At 47.3% G+C, this 17,176-nt stretch carries 16 protein-coding genes; 2 read left to right on the top strand and 14 right to left on the bottom strand.

The window, feature by feature from the left end; translation table 11 throughout:
* Positions 1-330: 330 nt before the first annotated feature.
* Entirely contained in the window at positions 331-1,206 is an 876-nt protein-coding gene (gene yabG, locus VN447_RS07010; RefSeq protein WP_325524218.1) for a sporulation peptidase YabG, read from the bottom strand.
* Positions 1,207-1,392: 186 nt separating this feature from the next.
* On the opposite strand from yabG, the gene VN447_RS07015 reads away from it, so the two are divergent.
* Complete coding sequence (locus VN447_RS07015; RefSeq protein WP_325524219.1) at positions 1,393-2,193, top strand: glycosyltransferase family 2 protein; 801 nt, start codon at positions 1,393-1,395, stop codon at positions 2,191-2,193.
* A gap of 166 nt (positions 2,194-2,359) precedes the next feature.
* Here the strand turns inward: VN447_RS07015 and rsmA are convergent, their stop codons facing one another.
* From rsmA to metG, 6 genes are all read right to left on the bottom strand, one after another.
* Positions 2,360-3,217 (bottom strand): 16S rRNA (adenine(1518)-N(6)/adenine(1519)-N(6))-dimethyltransferase RsmA, encoded by an 858-nt coding sequence (gene rsmA / locus VN447_RS07020; RefSeq protein ID WP_325524221.1) that lies wholly within the window; start codon positions 3,215-3,217, stop codon positions 2,360-2,362.
* A gap of 1 nt (position 3,218) precedes the next feature.
* Entirely contained in the window at positions 3,219-3,788 is a 570-nt protein-coding gene (gene rnmV / locus VN447_RS07025) for a ribonuclease M5 (protein WP_325524222.1), read from the bottom strand.
* Between the two features lie 176 nt (positions 3,789-3,964).
* A complete protein-coding gene (locus VN447_RS07030; RefSeq protein ID WP_414714891.1) occupies positions 3,965-5,689 on the bottom strand; it encodes an ABC transporter ATP-binding protein/permease in 1,725 nt (574 codons plus the stop codon).
* Positions 5,690-6,210: 521 nt separating this feature from the next.
* The gene (locus VN447_RS07035; RefSeq protein ID WP_325524225.1) at positions 6,211-7,200 is read right to left on the bottom strand and encodes a 3D domain-containing protein; all 990 of its coding nucleotides are present in this window, start codon (positions 7,198-7,200) and stop codon (positions 6,211-6,213) included.
* A 235-nt stretch (positions 7,201-7,435) separates the two neighbouring features.
* The gene (locus VN447_RS07040) at positions 7,436-8,203 is read right to left on the bottom strand and encodes a TatD family hydrolase (protein ID WP_325524227.1); all 768 of its coding nucleotides are present in this window, start codon (positions 8,201-8,203) and stop codon (positions 7,436-7,438) included.
* A 1-nt stretch (position 8,204) separates the two neighbouring features.
* Positions 8,205-10,145: a methionine--tRNA ligase gene (metG, locus tag VN447_RS07045; RefSeq protein WP_325524229.1), complete on the bottom strand. Its 1,941-nt coding sequence runs from the start codon at positions 10,143-10,145 to the stop codon at positions 8,205-8,207.
* Positions 10,146-10,434: 289 nt separating this feature from the next.
* Between metG and VN447_RS07050 the strand changes: the two genes are divergently transcribed.
* Entirely contained in the window at positions 10,435-10,683 is a 249-nt protein-coding gene (locus VN447_RS07050; RefSeq protein WP_084575672.1) for an AbrB/MazE/SpoVT family DNA-binding domain-containing protein, read from the top strand.
* Between the two features lie 8 nt (positions 10,684-10,691).
* Here the strand turns inward: VN447_RS07050 and rsmI are convergent, their stop codons facing one another.
* The 7 genes from rsmI to VN447_RS07085 form a co-directional block, all read right to left on the bottom strand.
* Positions 10,692-11,492: a 16S rRNA (cytidine(1402)-2'-O)-methyltransferase gene (gene rsmI, locus VN447_RS07055; RefSeq protein ID WP_414714892.1), complete on the bottom strand. Its 801-nt coding sequence runs from the start codon at positions 11,490-11,492 to the stop codon at positions 10,692-10,694.
* Positions 11,493-11,554: 62 nt separating this feature from the next.
* Positions 11,555-12,304, bottom strand: a complete 750-nt coding sequence (locus VN447_RS07060) for a tRNA1(Val) (adenine(37)-N6)-methyltransferase (RefSeq protein WP_325524235.1) — start codon at positions 12,302-12,304, stop codon at positions 11,555-11,557.
* Complete coding sequence (locus tag VN447_RS07065) at positions 12,304-13,113, bottom strand: stage 0 sporulation family protein (RefSeq protein WP_325524237.1); 810 nt, start codon at positions 13,111-13,113, stop codon at positions 12,304-12,306. Before VN447_RS07065 ends, VN447_RS07060 begins: the two co-directional genes overlap by 1 nt.
* A gap of 2 nt (positions 13,114-13,115) precedes the next feature.
* Entirely contained in the window at positions 13,116-14,114 is a 999-nt protein-coding gene (gene holB / locus VN447_RS07070) for a DNA polymerase III subunit delta' (RefSeq protein ID WP_325524239.1), read from the bottom strand.
* Positions 14,115-14,567, bottom strand: coding sequence for a YaaR family protein (locus VN447_RS07075; RefSeq protein ID WP_414714890.1), 453 nt, complete (start codon positions 14,565-14,567; stop codon positions 14,115-14,117). It abuts the gene before it with no gap.
* Between the two features lie 131 nt (positions 14,568-14,698).
* Positions 14,699-15,376 (bottom strand): dTMP kinase, encoded by a 678-nt coding sequence (locus VN447_RS07080; RefSeq protein ID WP_325524241.1) that lies wholly within the window; start codon positions 15,374-15,376, stop codon positions 14,699-14,701.
* A 10-nt stretch (positions 15,377-15,386) separates the two neighbouring features.
* Entirely contained in the window at positions 15,387-16,820 is a 1,434-nt protein-coding gene (locus VN447_RS07085) for an aminotransferase class I/II-fold pyridoxal phosphate-dependent enzyme (protein WP_414714893.1), read from the bottom strand.
* Positions 16,821-17,176: the final 356 nt, after the last annotated feature.

The following is a 17,176-nucleotide window of genomic DNA, read 5'->3' on the forward strand; positions in this document are numbered from 1 at the left end:
ATAAAAAATCCCGGCAGCCTTACAGGCAGCCCGACTGGTTTGACGTTCCTTAGTTTTTAACACCTCAGCGCCTCCATGGCCAACTTATGTCAATATATTTCGCTGAAACCTCAAATCTTCCCTTTTATCAGCAGCCAATTGGGCAAAAAAAAAAATGCACTTTCACAATGGCTTGGGCAAAACGCTATTAGCTTTAACACCGTACAACCTTGTCATGCGTGATTAATTCGCGCATGGTGATTTCAATAAAAACGAGCACCAAAAATGTGGCGCTCGTTTTATGTTTCTTTCTAAATCGAACAGTTGCCTTATAAGGTGTATTTTTTGCAATCACTTGATAGGCGTTTTGGGCATCCCCAGCCTAAACTTTCCTCTTGTTTCAAGGCCGCCTACACCGTCAACACCAGTTACAGAAGCGGTAATAGCATCACTCACATCGACAGTCTTGTTGATAGGAGTAAACGCAACTTTCTCAGCAATAAAAACCGGATCATAGGCATGAATAAAAATGCGGTTAGGCGAACTGGCAAAGTTGGCGCCTGATGATAATATGGCTTCGAAGTGGGATTGGCAGGCTCCGGCAAATATGACTAAATCATCGCGTGAGGGTTCAAATATCCTGGCTTTTTTTACTGCTGCCACAAAATATTTGGAGTTACGGTAGTTATTAATATCGCTCAAATCCTTTTTGGTATTTCCGACCAATGCGTCATGACCGGTAAGTACAAGAATATCGGGCCTGACTTCTGTTAATAAGTCAGCGATAACTTCTGACTGTTTGGCTTCCTCTACCCAGCGCCCTTCTGCCTGAATATTGAGCTGGCTATACGTTTTCAAACACATTTTAAGATATTCTTCGTCACCGTCCAGGTGCAGTACCCGCCCTGGCAAATCAAAAAAAGTAAACTTCTTGGTTGCTTCAGATTGTCTTAGCTCGACTTGTTCGCGCTCACGACTGCGGCGCACCAAGACCCGTCTTAGCGTATCATTGTGCATGCCTTCCATGCGCACAATTTCATTACGTAGATGTTCGGCTTCAATCGGTAGTAAATCATCTATGGGCGAATCGGCAATTAACCGAAGGTGCAACCCTTTTAGAACACAATGAGTTTGCTGGGCATCATCCTCGAACACATCAGTTACTTTGAAAACAATATCGCCGCCATGAGACTTTCTGATGACCAGATCGCCGACTTGAATGTCCACCGTAATTCCCCCCTTAGCTAGCGCTGTGACTATTACATACTATGTATCGTCTAGCTGAAGTGCCACAAAATTATCCCCTCAAGGGCAGTAGCAAACGCCGTATCCCCACTATATACTATAGTGAGCCCCATGAGACCGCTTTATCTGATAGCACAGCACACGCATGCTTACTCCGAGGTGATGGACGTGATTTGCGTGGTCGTACCGGCCAAAAATGAGGGAGGCCGCATTACTACTGTATTGCAAAATTTAGGAACTTTACCGATTGATCACATCATCCTGGTGGCGAACGGTTCAAAAGACAGCACAATGCATGAAGCCTTAGCAATGCGTCTCCCAAAGCTACAGATTATTTACTTCCACGAATGTTTAGGAATTGACACTCCCCGCGCCGTAGGTGCTAAAGCGGCTTTGGCTCTGGGTAGCGACGTTGTCGTCTTTGTTGACGGCGACATGGTAGGCACCTTTAATGAAAACTTGATGGAACTGGTTGACGGTGTATTATTGAAACATATGGACATGGCGCTAACGAATTGTTACCCTTCTCCGCCGCGCCATATTGAACGGTATAACCCAACTTTCCAGTGGCGACTTAACCTCAATAAAGAGCTGGGACTAGATAAAAAGATTAATTTAGCCAGTCCAGCCCACGGGCCGCACGCAGTATCCCGCCGTCTTCTGGAAACAATCCCTTTGCGCGAGTTGGCTGTCCCCCCGGTCACTATGGCACTCGCGCGCAAAAATAAACTAAAAATTGACGTAGCTACAACCATCCCCCACTACCGTCTGGGTTCATCGGTAAAAAATCAAATTCATACCAACAAGATAATTGACACCATTGTCGGTGACTGCCTTGAAGCCATTGCCGCTTTCCATGACCAGAATCGCAACCGCCAATGGCAAACCAAGACCTACTTAGGATACCATATTGACCGTCGTTTTGACTTGTTAGACCTGTTTTTAAGCGAAAAGCCCTGCTCGAAATGAGCAGGGCTTCAAGTTGTATCCGATGACCAAGCCGCTCTAAGACTCCCATCCTCTATAGGTGGGAGTTATACCCAAAGGGCACAGGCGAGCGGCTAAGTCCCTGGAAGTTGGTCGACTAAACTTCAGATGGGGTAAAAAACCCCACCTGAAGCTAAGTCTATCTTTATTATTGTTTGAGGTTTGTCCAGGCATTAGCGATAGCTGCAAATTCTGCGAGCGATAACTGCTCGCCGCGCCGCATGCCGTCAATGCCGGCTTGATCTAACACCTGATTTAGGGCTTCTTTATCCAGCCCGCCAGCTTTTAACCCGTTGGACAAGGTTTTCCGGCGTTGGGCAAACGCTGCTTTTACCACCCGGAAAAACATCTTTTCACTATCGACTTTAACTGGCGGTTCAGGTCTCACAGTACAACGAATAACAGCTGATTCTACAGCAGGTGCCGGAATAAATGCTTTGGGCGGCACTGTGAACATGATTTCAGGCTGTGTGTAATACTGAACCGCTACTGACAGCGCTCCGTAGTCTTTACCCCCCGGCTTGGCGACCATACGTTCAGCCACCTCTTTTTGTACCATGGTCACTAAGATTTCTACCGGCAGTCGTTCCTCTAAGAACTTCATGATGATTGGTGTCGTAATATAATAGGGCAGATTAGCGACAACCTTGTACTTTTCCTGGTTTATTTCCCGGGAAATGTCGATTTTCAAGATATCGCCATGCACTACTTTGACATTATTATAACCATCCAGCGTCTTAGACAGTACATCTAGCAGACGGCGGTCCAGTTCTACAGCCGTAACCGCGGCTCCGGCTTCAGCCAACCCCTGGGTCAATGTTCCAATTCCTGGTCCGATTTCAAGTACAGCATCACCCTCAGCTACTTTTGCAGCTGCTACTATGCCATCAACAACATTGCTATCAATAAGGAAATTCTGGCCTAGCTTCTTGCTCATATGAATACCAAAGGTCTTTAAGATAAGTAATGTTACGTCTTTTTGCGCAATACGCGGTTTAATAGCCATATTAACCTTCCTCTACGCCGCTGCTCTGACTGGCTGCGGCCTCCAATCTGTTTAGTGCTGCAACAAACTCGGCACGGCTAACACCATAGTGATTCAGTCTATATAAAAAGCTTTTGGCATTGGCATAACCTATGCCTAAGCTTTCACCCACAGTTGCCCGCCGGGTAGTTGCATCTGGCACACCACTTAATCTGGCAGCCATAATATCCTGCCAATTAAATTCACCAGTAGGCTCCCACTCGTGTAGTCGCACTTTACTGAGTGCAGCTCTAATAGCGGCAGGCTTGGCTTGTTCAATGCCAATATCATCATTAGCCGCTGCTTGTTCTCGCGGTACAAAAGCGTGCTTAGCCTCGGGAAATCGCTCAGCCAGGAATTTCCGGATGCGTTCACCGGCACTGTCCGGGTCGGTCAGGATGATAATACCCCGTTTTTTATACGCTTGTTCAATCCGGCTTAAGCAGCGCGGCAATAAGTTAAAGCCCTCGGTAGCAATACATTCTGCCTCGACGGCCCGCCTGACAGCGGCAATATCCTGTTTTCCTTCAACCACAATAACTTCTTTAATCATTTATCTACTCCATTACCTACACAATATGAATATCTTACCACATCTTCCGACTTTTTATCTATATTGTTTCCAATAAAGATTTACAGGCATGACGTTAGTATACAAGCACCAATGGCGGAGCGTTACTAACATCATGCCGAAAGAAAACCTTTATTGGATTTCATATATAAATTCAACTATAAATTAAGCAAGCTCCAGCTACCGGCACCATCTAAAGTTAATTTCTTTTTATGGTACATGTTGAGTGTATTGCGATGCCCAATACTCACCAGAGCAGTATTAGCCAGACGTTCCCGCAGCAGGGTATACAACACCCGCTCAGTAGGTTCGTCCAGCGCCGATGTGGCTTCATCCATAAACAACCAGCCAGGTTTGTGTAGCAGTGCCCTTACAAAGGCGATTCGCTGCTGCTCGCCCAGTGACAGCACCCGTGACCAGTCTTCAACCTGATCCAGTTGGTTTTTCAGCCAGTCAAGCTTACACAGAGACATAGCGTTGGCTATATCCTGATCCGAAACGTGTTGTCCGAGACCGGGATAAAGCAAAGTATCACGCAGAGTGCCTAACGGGAGATAAGATTTTTGCGGTAAAAATAACATACTTTCGACCTCAGGAAGGGCAATACTGCCTTGGGCGTAAGGCCACAGCCCGGATAAGGTTCTTAGCAGTGTGCTTTTACCGCTGCCTGACGGCCCTGCCACCAGCAGCGCCTCGCCCGCCTGTATCGACAAGTTGAGTCCGGAAAGGATTCGCCGGCCATCAGGCAGGTCAATGTTCAATTCGCTCACAGTCAGTGCCTGTGCAGACCCCATCCGGATAATAGAGCTGCTCTGAGGCAACCCGCTCACTTGCTGCATATTGCCAATAAAACCGGTAAGTCGGTCAACCACTGCCTTCCATTCTGCCATCGTGGCGTAACTCTCGACAAAGAAGGACAAGGAATCTTGCACTTTGCCAAAAGCCTGGGACGTCTGCAGTAAGCCGCCAATCTGAATTTCTTTGGCAAAGTAGCGCGGCATGGCCACCACCAAAGGAAAGATAATCGCAATCTGTCCATAGCCGGAAGCAAACCCGGTCAGGTGCTTCTGCCGCTGCATAATCTGCCAGTAATTATCAAACACCTTGCCAAATCGTGAAATAAAGGTTCGTTCCTCACGGACCTCACCCCCATAGAAGGCAATACTTTCGCTATTTTCACGCAGCCGTACCAGACTAAACCGGAAGTCGGCCTCATAGCGCTGTTGATCAAAATTAAGCCGGACTAGCGGCTTGCCGATTTTATGGGTCAGCCAGGTACCTATTACCGCATATATAATGGCCACCCACACCATATAGCCGGAGACAGTCAGCTGTTGATTGCCGAGAGGAATGGCCAACGTGCCGGACAACTGCCATAAGATAGCAATAAATGACACCAGGGTGACAACCGCTTTGAGCAGACCTAACGATAATTGCAGGGTATAACTAGTAAATAGCCTTAAATCTTCGCTAATACGCTGGTCAGGGTTATCTGTGTAATTGCCAGTCAGTTGCAACCGGTAATACATCTGATTTTTGAGCCACGTATTAAGGTATTTGTGCGTCATCCAGCGCCGCCATTTGATCTCAAGCATCTGCCGGAGGTAAAGCTGATAGACGGCTACAATGATGTAAAAAGCAGCCAGCATGCTGAATTCACCCAGCGCACTAAAAACTTCCTCTTTATCAAAATTCTGAAGTGCGTTATAAAACCGGTTGAACCAGGTATTAATCAGCACCAAAATATAAACATAGGTCAGATTAAGGGTTATAATTACGGCAAGCAAGCCTCCTGCCCGCCATTTTTCCTCCGAACGCCAGTACTCACGGGTCAAATTCCAGGTATCTCGTAAAAATTTATGGTTTAAGCCAGGCAAATACATCATTCCCTTCGGCCATTGGATTTTGATCCTCTAAGAATTCGCTGCACTATGCCCCTACTCCTGCCCGCTATTTGCTATCGGCTTCTTTATTCTCTCACCATAAACAGTTTTACCTGTTCGATTGGACAGAGATAAAGATAGACTTAGCTTCAGGTGGGGTTTTTACCCCATCTGAAGTTTAGTCGACCAACTTCCAGGGACTTAGCCGCTCGCCTGTGCCCTTTGGGTATAACTCCCACCTATACAGGATGGGAGTCTTAGAGCGGCTTGGTCATCGGATAACCAATTACGGAAAAGAAGCCTGAATAACAAGCGATGCCCCCAAAATCCAGTAAATAGTTACAACCGAATCCGTTAAAAGTGCTAAGGGAATCAGCGTTAGCCTATAAAAAAAAACTTGGCTTTTGCCAAGTCCTTTAGGCCGAAGGTAAAAGCCTTAGATTTTCATATCCTTAAATTAGGCTTAGAATCATATACTTTCTTATAGGGCAAAAAAATAACAGGGCTCAAGGCCCTGCTATTTAATCAGTTAAAACATATACCTTTACTGTCCGGCGGCCAAACCGCCAGGCTTCACTGGCATCTTCCATACATAGGTCAATCTTGTCACCCACAATGGCACCACCAGTATCTGCAGCCAGCCCCATTCCATAGCCAGGCACATATACACGTGTGCCAAGAGGAATAACATCCGGATCAACTGCAACAATACCCCGTCGGGCGGAAACGCCGGTAGCTGTCAAGCCAAGAGCCGAACCATCTGTCGGCAAATAGGCGCTGGCCTCCATGTAGCGGACGTCCCTAAAGCGCATAGCACCCCGTGACGTATCTACAATATCCCGGGTACCTACCCGGATAATCTGCGGCTTGGAGCTAATTGCCACATTTTCCGAGAGCACATCGGCTGAGACCTTAACACCGTCTTCAAAGCGAACGCGAACAGTGGCCTTCTTTAGTCCGTTCTCACCAGCCTGGATAGTCTCTTCTACGCCCTTCTCTAACGTGGCGTCAGGCTGACGGACAATTTGATACAAATCAGGAGTTTCCTGTTCTTCGATTTTTTCACTTAAAGTAACGGCCCGGATGTTCATTCCGGCAACAGGCCTGGTATTCTCCTCAGGTATTAATTTTATTTTGTCCTGGGGAATTCCCATTTGACCGGCAACGTCACGAACTGTAGGCTTACCGGTAATTAAACTGGTTGTTTTTCCCTGATACGTTACTGTTACCGGTATTGCCCGGAATACCTCAATGACTGTTCCGGTATTTACACTGACTGTCGACAACCTGATTTCATCTTCAGGGCTAAGCGTGATTCCGGCTTGCTTTAATATTTTGTGCGGATTCTTGTATAGTGTACTTACGCTATACATTTGATCATCAGCTACAATATGTACTTTTTTATACGCCCAAACAAATCCGGTTGCCACCAGTGACGCAAGGAGCAGTGCGACAATAAACACCGCTTTACTCTTCCTGTACTTTGTCAGTACAGACATTTCATCACTCATGAATACCCCCCTTTCTGCGAGCCTAACAATTGTATCATAACATGGTTAATTAGTCAAGGTTTTGACTAATTTATAACCATAATTATCCAATCTCTATTGGGAGTATTACCAATGTCTGGTGAAATTATACATATATAAAACTCGGCAAATATGTTGTATTACTTTAACATATTCGCCGAGTTTCCATTTTATTCCTGTCAATATAACATTTTATTATACTTTCGACACGGCAAGGCTATCGGACAATTCCAAACAGCTGTTTAGTATTGGCTGTCGCCGCTTCAGCCAGGGCAGCAAACTCTATGCCCCGAACCCGCGCCACCTCTTCAGCAGTAAACTTAACATGTGCAGGTTCATTGCGGCGCCCCCGGAACGGCTGCGGAGTCAAATACGGACAGTCAGTTTCAACAAGAAGGCGTTCTAGCGGTATGTTGGCCGCCACCTCTTTGAGCTTGCCGTCCTTAGCGTACGTTACCGGACCGGCAAAAGATACATAGAAGCCAAGCTTGATGACCTCTTTGGCCATCTCAAGGCTACCGGAAAAACAATGGAAAACGCCGGTTAATCCCTTAGCTTCTTTTTTCACTATAGCCATTACATCGCCATGCGCATCCCGGTCATGAATAATAATAGGCTTCTTAAGCTGACGAGCCACGTCAATTTGACGGATAAATACCTGCTGCTGCACCTCGCGCGGTGACAGGTCATAGTAATAATCAAGCCCGATCTCGCCAATAGCAACAACTTTCGGTAAGGAGTGCCAGGCAGCCAACTGTTCATAATCGCCGTCTTTAGCTTCCTTGGCATCATGCGGATGAATACCGACAGCAGCATAAATTATGTCATGATTGTCGGCAAGCGCGACTGAGCGGGCCGACGATTCCATGCAAGCCCCGGCATTTATTATTCCCACAAGTCCGGCTTCTGCGGCCCGGGTAATTACCTCACTGCGATCTTCGTCAAACCTTTTGTCGTCAATGTGGGCATGTGAATCAAAGAGCATCTTACTTCACCTTGCTGCCTGGCGGCATGTCCGCAGTGACAAGCTGGAGCTTGTCATCGCACGATGCAGCCAAAACCATACCACGGGACTCAATACCCCGGATTTTAGCAGGTTTTAGATTAACCACCATGACAACATTCTGGCCAACAAGCTGCTCAGGCTCATAATGCTTAGCAATGCCTGAGATAATGGTACGCTGCTCGGTACCCAGATCAACCGTTAATAGCAGCAGTTTATCGGCTTTCTTCACCTTTTCGGCAGCCAGCACTTTAGCTACTCTAAGGTCAACTTTGGCAAATTCATCAATCGTGATCTCGGGAACGCCTGGCTCTTGCGCCTGTGTCTCAGCAGTAGCAACCACGGCAGTTGCCGCTTCCACCGGCTTAGCTTCAGCCTGCTCCTCTTGCTTCTCCTCAATCCGCGGGAAGATAGGCTCAGGTTTGGCAACCACAGTACCTGCCGGCATACGCCCCCAAGCTTGCGCCTCACCCAGCGTTACACTGGCAAAATCGGTAGTAAGACCAAGCTGACGCCAAATCTTAGGAGCCGTAACAGGTGTAAACGGTGAAATGAGGATAGCGACAATTCTAAGCACTTCGACCAGATTATATAGTACAGTATTAAGCCGGCTTTTTTTAGCAGGGTCTTTAGCCAGCGCCCACGGGCCGGTCTCATCAATATATTTATTAGTACGCCCGATAAGCGCCCAGACATCTTTCAGCGCGGCGTTAATATCCTGGTACTCCATGTGTTTTTCATACTGAGCAGCAGTGATGCGGGCCAACTCGATGAGCTCCTGGTCAATGGCTTCAGGTTCACCGGCTGCTTCGATCACACCGGCATTGAACCGACCAATCATGCTCAGACTACGATGCAGCAAATTGCCCAGATCATTGGCCAAGTCAGCATTAATCCGGTTAATAAGCGCGTCGCGCGAGAAGTTGCCGTCAAGCCCCAGGGTAATCTCCCGCAGCAGAAAATAACGAATAGCATCAGGGCCAAACTCGTCGATCAGAGCTAGCGGATCAATCACATTACCTTTAGACTTTGACATTTTATCGCCTTCAACTACCAGCCACCCGTGTCCGTACACCATCTTAGGGAGATCCACACCAAGCGCCATCAAAATAACAGGCCAGATGATGCTATGGAACCGGACAATTTCCTTACCGACCAGATGAATGTCAGCCGGCCAATATTTAGAGAATTTTTCACGGTCATGTAAATAACCGGCAGCCGTTATATAGTTAGTCAGCGCGTCAAACCATACATACACCACGTGTTTGGTATCAAACGGTACCGGAATACCCCAGTCAAACGTGGTCCGCGATACACATAGGTCTTCCAAGCCACCTTTAATAAAGTTAATCATCTCATTGCGGCGGGATGTCGGCTGAATAAATTCAGGGTTTTCTTCAATATAACTAAGCAGCCGTTCCTGATATTTTGACATACGGAAGAAATAGCTTTCCTCTTTAACTATCTCAACAGGGCGGCCACAGTCAGGACATTTGCCGTCACTGAGCTGACGCTCCATCCAAAAGGTCTCACACGGCGTACAGTACCAGCCTTCGTACTCAGCTTTGTAAATATCGCCCTGATCATAAATTTTTTGAAATACCGCCTGCACCAGCTCATGGTGACGGCGTTCTGTAGTACGGATAAAGTCGTCATTGGATATGTTGAGCTTTTCCCATAAATGTTTAAAAGACGCCACAATCTTATCAACATAAGCCTGCGGCGTAGTATTATTTTCTTCAGCCTTACGCTGGATTTTTTGGCCGTGTTCGTCCGAGCCGGTCAGGAAAAACACGTCAAACCCAGCCAGCCGTTTATAGCGGGCGATGGTATCGGCAACTGTAGTGCAATATGCATGCCCAATATGGAGCCGGTCACTCGGATAGTAAATCGGTGTAGTAATATAAAAGGGTTTTTTCGACATAAGATCCTCCTTCAGCATGACGCGCGTTTCGTATATTTTACCAATTATAGACATTCATATCTTAATTGTCAATAGTTGTCTTTTTCGACATAAAGTAGTATTATATGACATTGTACGGTGTTTTTATACACGATATACTCTGCAATTCAAAAATAATTTGCCATTTGGAAATTTCTAGGTTGACAAGCATTGTAATATTTGGTATTATTTAGTTGAGCGGGTTTTGTCGAATCTTGTTGATTGAATGTTATTAAAAAATTATAGTAGAGTGTGAAGGGAGTAAGGAAAAATGAAATCAACTGGTATAGTACGTAAAGTGGACGAACTAGGTAGGGTGGTAATTCCTATCGAATTACGTCGTACTCTGGATATCGAAGAAAAAGATGCACTTGAAATTTATGTAGACAGCGACCGCATAATCCTGCGGAAATATGAGCCAGCTTGCGTTTTCTGCGGCAATGCGGCCGATGTTACCAATTTCAAAAATAAGAATGTCTGCAAAGAATGCCTCGATTCCATGGGCCAAAAGGCTGTATAAGCCTTACATTAAACTAAATCGCTATCAAGAACAGCTTGGTAAACCTGCCTTTTGGGTAGACCTTTTTGAGACGCCACCTCACGGATGGCGTCTTTTTTATTTATGCCCTGGTTCATAAGCTCAGCAACAGCTTGTATCACATCAAGACCTGCTAGAGCGTCCGGCTCTTCTGCCAGTTTTTCGCCTTCCGGACGGCCAGCCACCAGGAGAGTGAATTCACCCCGGGGCTGATGTTCGACAAAATGCCGTTCGATGCTGTCCAAGTCGCCACGGATAAACTCCTCAAACTTCTTAGTCAGTTCCCGGGCGATAGTCGCTTGCCGGTCACCAAAAGCAGCCTTAATTTCGTGCAATGTTGCCCGCACCCGGTGCGGCGCTTCGTAAAATACCAGGGTATACGGATGGTTAGACAATTTGGACAGCATTTCCCGCCGGTGTTTATTGGTCTTAGGTAAAAAGCCAACAAAGGTAAATGTATTCGTATCAAGCCCTGAGGCAATCAGTGCAGTCAGCGCCGCATTAGCCCCCGGCAGTGGCACTACCGGCACACCGTCCATTACGGCCAGACGCACCAGGTCGACACCTGGGTCAGATATGCCAGGCATCCCGGCGTCACTAACCAAAGCAATCGTTTCACCGTTTAAAAGACGCTGGATAATCTCCGGCCCGCGTTCATCCTTATTATGCTCGTGATAGCTAATAAGCGGCACATGGATATCAAAGTGGTTTAATAGTTTAAGTGTATGCCTGGTATCCTCGGCAGCAATAACTGCCGCCTCCTTTAACACCCGGACAGCCCGAAAAGTCATATCTTCCAGATTGCCGAGTGGTGTAGGACATAGATAGAGCGTACCTGTCTTAGTCACAGAAGTCACCTGTCCTGCCTATAGAGCTTCATAATATCTTCACTATAGCTCCCATCACTAGTATATACAATTAAGGGCGGCAATACATCAATTCCAGGTCTGGCACCCCGCACACCCTCAATTAGGAGCATATTGGGCTTTTTTCCTACGGACGGATACACAAGCTGCAGCCGCTTCGGCTCAATCCCAGCCTCGCACATGGCCAGCGTAATCTCTGCCAGCCGTTCAGGCAGGTGTACCATTGCAAACCGCCCGCGGTACTTCACAAGATATTTGGCGGCGGCAACAACATCGGCAAGGCTTGCTGTTAGTTCATGCCGTGCCATAGCTACCCGGTCATTAGGACTTATGTAACCGCCCCCTACAGGGCGGTACGGCGGATTGGAAACAACCAGTTCAAAACCCCCGCCTGGTAAAAACTCTTTAATCCGCCGCAAGTCACCATTAATAATGCTGAGCCTGTTTGTAAGACCGTTACACTCGGCCGAACGGCAAGCCATATCTACCATATCCGGATTGATCTCAACACCGGTAACAGCCGCGGCACCCCTCGCCAGCAGCAACAGTCCGATAACCCCTGTGCCGGCACCGAGATCTATTGCCGCCCCGCCTAGTCGCAGACTGGCAAAATGGGCCAACAGCACAGCATCCAGCGAGAAGCAAAACTCGTCAGGATGCTGAATTAGTTTCATATTATTAATAACAAGGTCATCCACCCGTTCACCAGGTTTTAACCTAACCTCGGTTGATGTCATTATTCTTTTTCCACTACTTCGTCCCACGGGATGACTAAAGTTTTGCCTTCAGGCAGCGCAATTGTCGCTGTCCGCTTCTGTTGGTTGATTGTTAATACCCGGCCTTCGCCATCGATAGTGACTACCTCTTTACCGACTGTCGGCGGCACAACTTTTTTAGCACAGCAGCCGCCATAGCAATCGTTTTCGTATTTCAGGCAGCACATCAGCCGCCCGCAAATACCGGAAATTTTAGTCGGATTAAGTGACAAATGCTGGTCTTTGGCCATACGGATAGACACTGGTTCAAAGTCTCCCAGAAAAGTGGCGCAACACAGCGATCGTCCGCAGCAGCCAATGCCGTTCATCAGTTTGGCCTCATCCCGTACACCAATCTGTCTGAGTTCAATCCGAGTCCGAAATACACTGGCCAAATCTTTTACCAACTCACGGAAATCAATGCGTCCTTCAGCAGTAAAGTAAAAAATTATCTTATTTACATCAAAGGTATACTCAACATCAACCAGGTTCATAGGCAAGGCATGCACCTGGATTTTTTGCTCACAAATTTTAAAGGCCTCTTTTTCTTTTTTGCGGTTGTCCTTGACTTTTTCCTCGTCTTCAGGAGTCGCTTTACGCAAAACCGGCTTTAACGGAGCTACAATCTGACTATCTTCTACTTGACGCGGTCCAACAACAACATCGCCAAACTCCAGTCCTCTCGCTGTTTCAACAATGACATGCTCTCCGGCGTTTATTTCCATACCGCCTGGATCAAAATAATATATTTTACCCGCTTTCTTAAAGCGGATACCCACTACTGTCAACATACTTAATCTCCTTTTTCCGCCAAATCCTTTAAATTTATGAGTAACGCCTCAACTGCTAACCGGGTATTGGCGTTACCGCTAATAGCTCGTATTGTATTCTTTACAGCACTGATGGCCGAAATACTTTGCCCTTCAGACCAATTGTCCGCCCAGCTGTTAAGTTTGGGGACATAGTCAATATTGTATAACAGATGCTCACTATGCCTGCCGGCAATGAGTACAACATCACGAAGTAAATATATCAAAAATTCCAATATTACTACTACTTCTTTGGGTTCAAGACTGTCAAGTTTGAGCGCCTTGTCCCAAACAGCCTCCATACCGTTATCTTGAAGACTATCCAGCAGCTCTGCCGCCGTATTCCTGGCTGCCAGACCCTCAGGAGCCAATAATCCCAGCGCAGCCCCCATACGGCCTCCACTTAAACGCGCAGCCACATTGGCTGCCTCGGGTGCATATCCTTTGACCACAAGCGCTTGGGCAAGAGTGCCTGCAGCCAGCGGCTGAAATTGAATTTTTCGACAGCGCGACAAAATTGTTGGAAGGAGCGGCTGCGCCGTTCCTGCCACCAGGATAAAAACAAAGCCGGGCGGTGGCTCTTCTAATAGTTTAAGCAAACTATTAGCTGCCTGAACCGTCATCAGCTCTGCATCCTCAATCAGGCACACCCGCCGCAAACCCGCAGCCGGCGCTAAGGCAGCAAAGTGCTGCAAAGCGCGAATTTGATCAATCTTAATTGCTCTGCCGTCAGGCCGCACCAACGTAAAGTCAGGGTGTGCAGCACGGCTATACATTATGCACGCCTGACAATGTCCACAGGGCTTGGTACTGCTGCCACTGCATAAGATTCCGGCTGCTAAGAGCTTGCCAGCCAAACTTTTACCGATTCCCGCCGGCCCGGCAAATAATAATGCATGCGTCATTTTATCAGCAAAGAGCATAGTCCTGAGTATTCTTACAGCATCCTTATGGCCAATTATTTCGTCCCAATTTATCATCATTTATGTGTATAAGTCAACTAACATGCCGCGCACCGCGTCATGTTTCGACATGATTGACAATTGGCGCTCCTGACCGCCGCGCACATCTTCGGCCATCTCGCTTAGCTTTTCATCGACTTGTCGAATAGTTGTAAACATTTTCTGCCGGCCATGACGGTCCCAGCCAGCACGTGATTCCAGCGTATACATGCGGGACACGGCCTCACCGATAAACTTGCGAACAAGCTCCCTGTACGATTTAAGCTCACCGTATGTCGGCATATTTGACAAGCGGCGGCCGCTTTCGTCAATCTCAACCAGCAGTGCCTGCAGCCGTTCAGATGACTGCTTTTCCTGTGTTTTTAACAGGTCGGACGCAAAGTAGTCGCCCACCTTTTCGGCTTTTCCGGTCTGCTCGCGTTCAGCAACCACCGGCTGGTTGCCCATGCCGAATTTATTTATTTTCATACTCATGCAGCTATAGTCCTCCTGCTAGAAAATACAGGGCAGATAACATTCTTCTTATCCCTTAAATTATAAATGGTTTTAGTAAAATAATCAAATATTTGCCAGATAAACGGTAATTAAAGAGGCAGGGCTGATATTTACGCCCTGCCAATAAGTGTGCCAACCTGCTGGTATATTTCATTATGAATTTGTTCAATTGATTTAAGCCTGCCGTCCTGGGCGCAGTCTATCTTGTGCCAGCCAAACTGTACGGCAATATCACAGGCGTTTTTATAACAATGGGACAAATACTCACTGTTCTGTTCGTGAATATCCTTATTGCCGCCTGCCTTGTTTTCCCGTCCGCGCATAAGCTGCTCACTCACGTCCGGCGGCATAGCCAGGAAAACAACTGTATCCGGAACAGGCAGACCGCATTTGGTAAACTCAAAATCCCATAGCCAGTCAAGGTAGCATTTTTTTTCAGTTTCGTCGGTGATTTTAACAGCCTGATGAATCATATTAGAGGTGGTATAGCGGTCAGCAATAACAACTCCCCCGCTTAGATAGAACTCCTCCCACTCCTTTTTATAAGAAGCGATACGGTCAACCGCATAAAACGCCGAAGCGGCATAGGCGTTGAGATCTTCAGGACGATTACCGAATTCACCGTTTAAATACATCTTAACTAAAGCCGACGATTGACTCTGGTAGTTAGGATAATCGACTTTGCGCACAGCAACGCCTTCGGACCTAAGCCGGTCTACTAACTGCCCCGCCTGGGTTGCCTTACCACTACCATCAGTACCTTCAATAACAATTAACTTGCCTCGCATGCTGCCTCCGTCAGTCAACTACCTTGATCGTTTTAAGCAAATAATCTTCCGGCCCGGAGATGTGCAGGCCGGCGTTCTGCAAAACATGGCAGTAGTCAATAATTTCTTGCGTAATCCGCTCCCCTGGACAAAGCATAGGAATGCCCGGTGGGTAAAAAGTAACAATTTCAGCGCAAATCATGCCAGCCGCATCTTTGAACGGCACCATGCAGGTATTGCCAAACAATGCGTCCCGTGGCGAAATAACCTGCTCCGGCGGCTGCGGATACTTGCCTGCCAGATAGATCTCGTGAATATCGGAAAAATCACGCGTACCATGGTGAGTAGCCGCCATATCTTTTAATGCCGCTACAAGCGCCGCTACTTCCCGTTCAGTATCTCCTAATGTGATGAGGAATAGAATATTATACACATCAGACAGTTCTACCTGAATTTTATATTTGTTACGCAGGATGCGCTCAGCTTCAGCGCCCTTTATTCCTAGACCTTTAACAGTCACTGTCACCTTGGTCGGATCAATACTGTGAACGCCGGGATTACCCAGCTTTTCATCGCCAAAGCAGTAAAGACCAGGAATTTTATTTATCTCCTGTCTTGCCCGGTTAGCCAGATCAACCGCTCGGTCAATCAGGACATGCCCCTCTGTCGCCATCTGCATTCTCGCCACATCCAGCGAGGCCAGGAGGATATAGTTAGGACTGGTGGATTGCACCAATTGCAGCATGGCTTTCAAGCGAGGTACCCGGATCCGCCCTTCCCGGCAATGCACCAGGGAACACTGGGTCATAGCCCCGATAATTTTGTGGGTGCTTTGAGCAACAATATCCGCGCCAGCGTCAAGCGCCTGTACGGGCAGCCGGTCCGAGAATTTAAGGTGCGGACCGTGCGCCTCATCGACAACAACCGGGATGTTATAACTATGGACAATATCAACAATCTGTTTCAAATCGGTAGCTACACCGTAATAGGTTGGATTAATTACCAGTACGCCTTTGGCATCAGGATGCTGCTCCAAGGTCCGGGCAACAGTCGCAGGCGTAACCCCCATGGCGAGTCCCAGCTCATTATCGACCTCAGGCTGCATAAATACAGGGATTGCGCCACTCAAAATAATGCCCCCGATAATGGACCGGTGGGCATTGCGTGGCACAATAATCTTGTCGCCAGGCCCGGCAATGGTAAGAATCATCGCATAAATTCCGCCGGTTGTACCGTTAACCACAAAATAGCTGTGGTCAGCCCCATACAGGTCGGCAGCCAGGTCCTGAGCCGCTTTTACCGGCCCGTGCGGCTCGTGCAAATCGTCAAGTTCCTCCATTAGCGCCAAATCGAGCGCCAGCGTCTTTTGCGGTACCAAATCAGCTAACACCCGATGCATGCCTTTACCCATTTTGTGCCCAGGTGTATGAAAAGGAATTACTTTATCATGTACATAAGCATTCATGGCTGCCAGCAAGGGTACTTTCGTCTGGTCAAGCACGCCGCCACCACCTTTTAGTTCATTGCTATATTATACCCGTGCAAGTTGTAAATATTTTACCACACAGCGGTTTCTGGTACAAGATTCCAAAAGATAAAGAAAACACGGCTTGCGCCGAGCCTTGGCGAAAGCGGAAGCCGATGTTGCCCTTATCCAGGCGGAAAGTTATACTTTCTAACAGGGAGTCTGCTTAAAAACCCTCTTGTTTTTCACCGATTTTGAAAGAAAAAAGGTCTTAGCCGTCGAATACTACTAGTAAAGACAGGTAGAAAGAGGGTTGAGTGATGTTCCGCTGGGATCATGTACAAACTAGTTTTTAC

Source organism: Sporomusa sp. (assembly GCF_035561155.1).
Classification (GTDB): Bacteria; Bacillota; Negativicutes; order Sporomusales; family Sporomusaceae; genus Sporomusa.

Bases quoted from the DNA above. Each gene is read 5' to 3' on its own strand.
- rsmA (WP_325524221.1), bottom strand. From the start codon at position 3,217: ATGGCTATTAAACCGCGTATTGCGCAAAAAGACGTAACATTACTTATC.
- rnmV (WP_325524222.1), bottom strand. From the start codon at position 3,788: ATGATTAAAGAAGTTATTGTGGTTGAAGGAAAACAGGATATTGCCGCT.
- VN447_RS07030 (WP_414714891.1), bottom strand. From the start codon at position 5,689: ATGTATTTGCCTGGCTTAAACCATAAATTTTTACGAGATACCTGGAAT.
- VN447_RS07035 (WP_325524225.1), bottom strand. From the start codon at position 7,200: ATGAGTGATGAAATGTCTGTACTGACAAAGTACAGGAAGAGTAAAGCG.
- VN447_RS07040 (WP_325524227.1), bottom strand. From the start codon at position 8,203: ATGCTCTTTGATTCACATGCCCACATTGACGACAAAAGGTTTGACGAA.
- metG (WP_325524229.1), bottom strand. From the start codon at position 10,145: ATGTCGAAAAAACCCTTTTATATTACTACACCGATTTACTATCCGAGT.
- VN447_RS07050 (WP_084575672.1), top strand. From the start codon at position 10,435: ATGAAATCAACTGGTATAGTACGTAAAGTGGACGAACTAGGTAGGGTG.
- rsmI (WP_414714892.1), bottom strand. From the start codon at position 11,492: ATGACTTTTCGGGCTGTCCGGGTGTTAAAGGAGGCGGCAGTTATTGCT.
- VN447_RS07060 (WP_325524235.1), bottom strand. From the start codon at position 12,304: ATGACATCAACCGAGGTTAGGTTAAAACCTGGTGAACGGGTGGATGAC.
- VN447_RS07065 (WP_325524237.1), bottom strand. From the start codon at position 13,113: ATGTTGACAGTAGTGGGTATCCGCTTTAAGAAAGCGGGTAAAATATAT.
- holB (WP_325524239.1), bottom strand. From the start codon at position 14,114: ATGATGATAAATTGGGACGAAATAATTGGCCATAAGGATGCTGTAAGA.
- VN447_RS07075 (WP_414714890.1), bottom strand. From the start codon at position 14,567: ATGAGTATGAAAATAAATAAATTCGGCATGGGCAACCAGCCGGTGGTT.
- VN447_RS07080 (WP_325524241.1), bottom strand. From the start codon at position 15,376: ATGCGAGGCAAGTTAATTGTTATTGAAGGTACTGATGGTAGTGGTAAG.
- VN447_RS07085 (WP_414714893.1), bottom strand. From the start codon at position 16,820: ATGAATGCTTATGTACATGATAAAGTAATTCCTTTTCATACACCTGGG.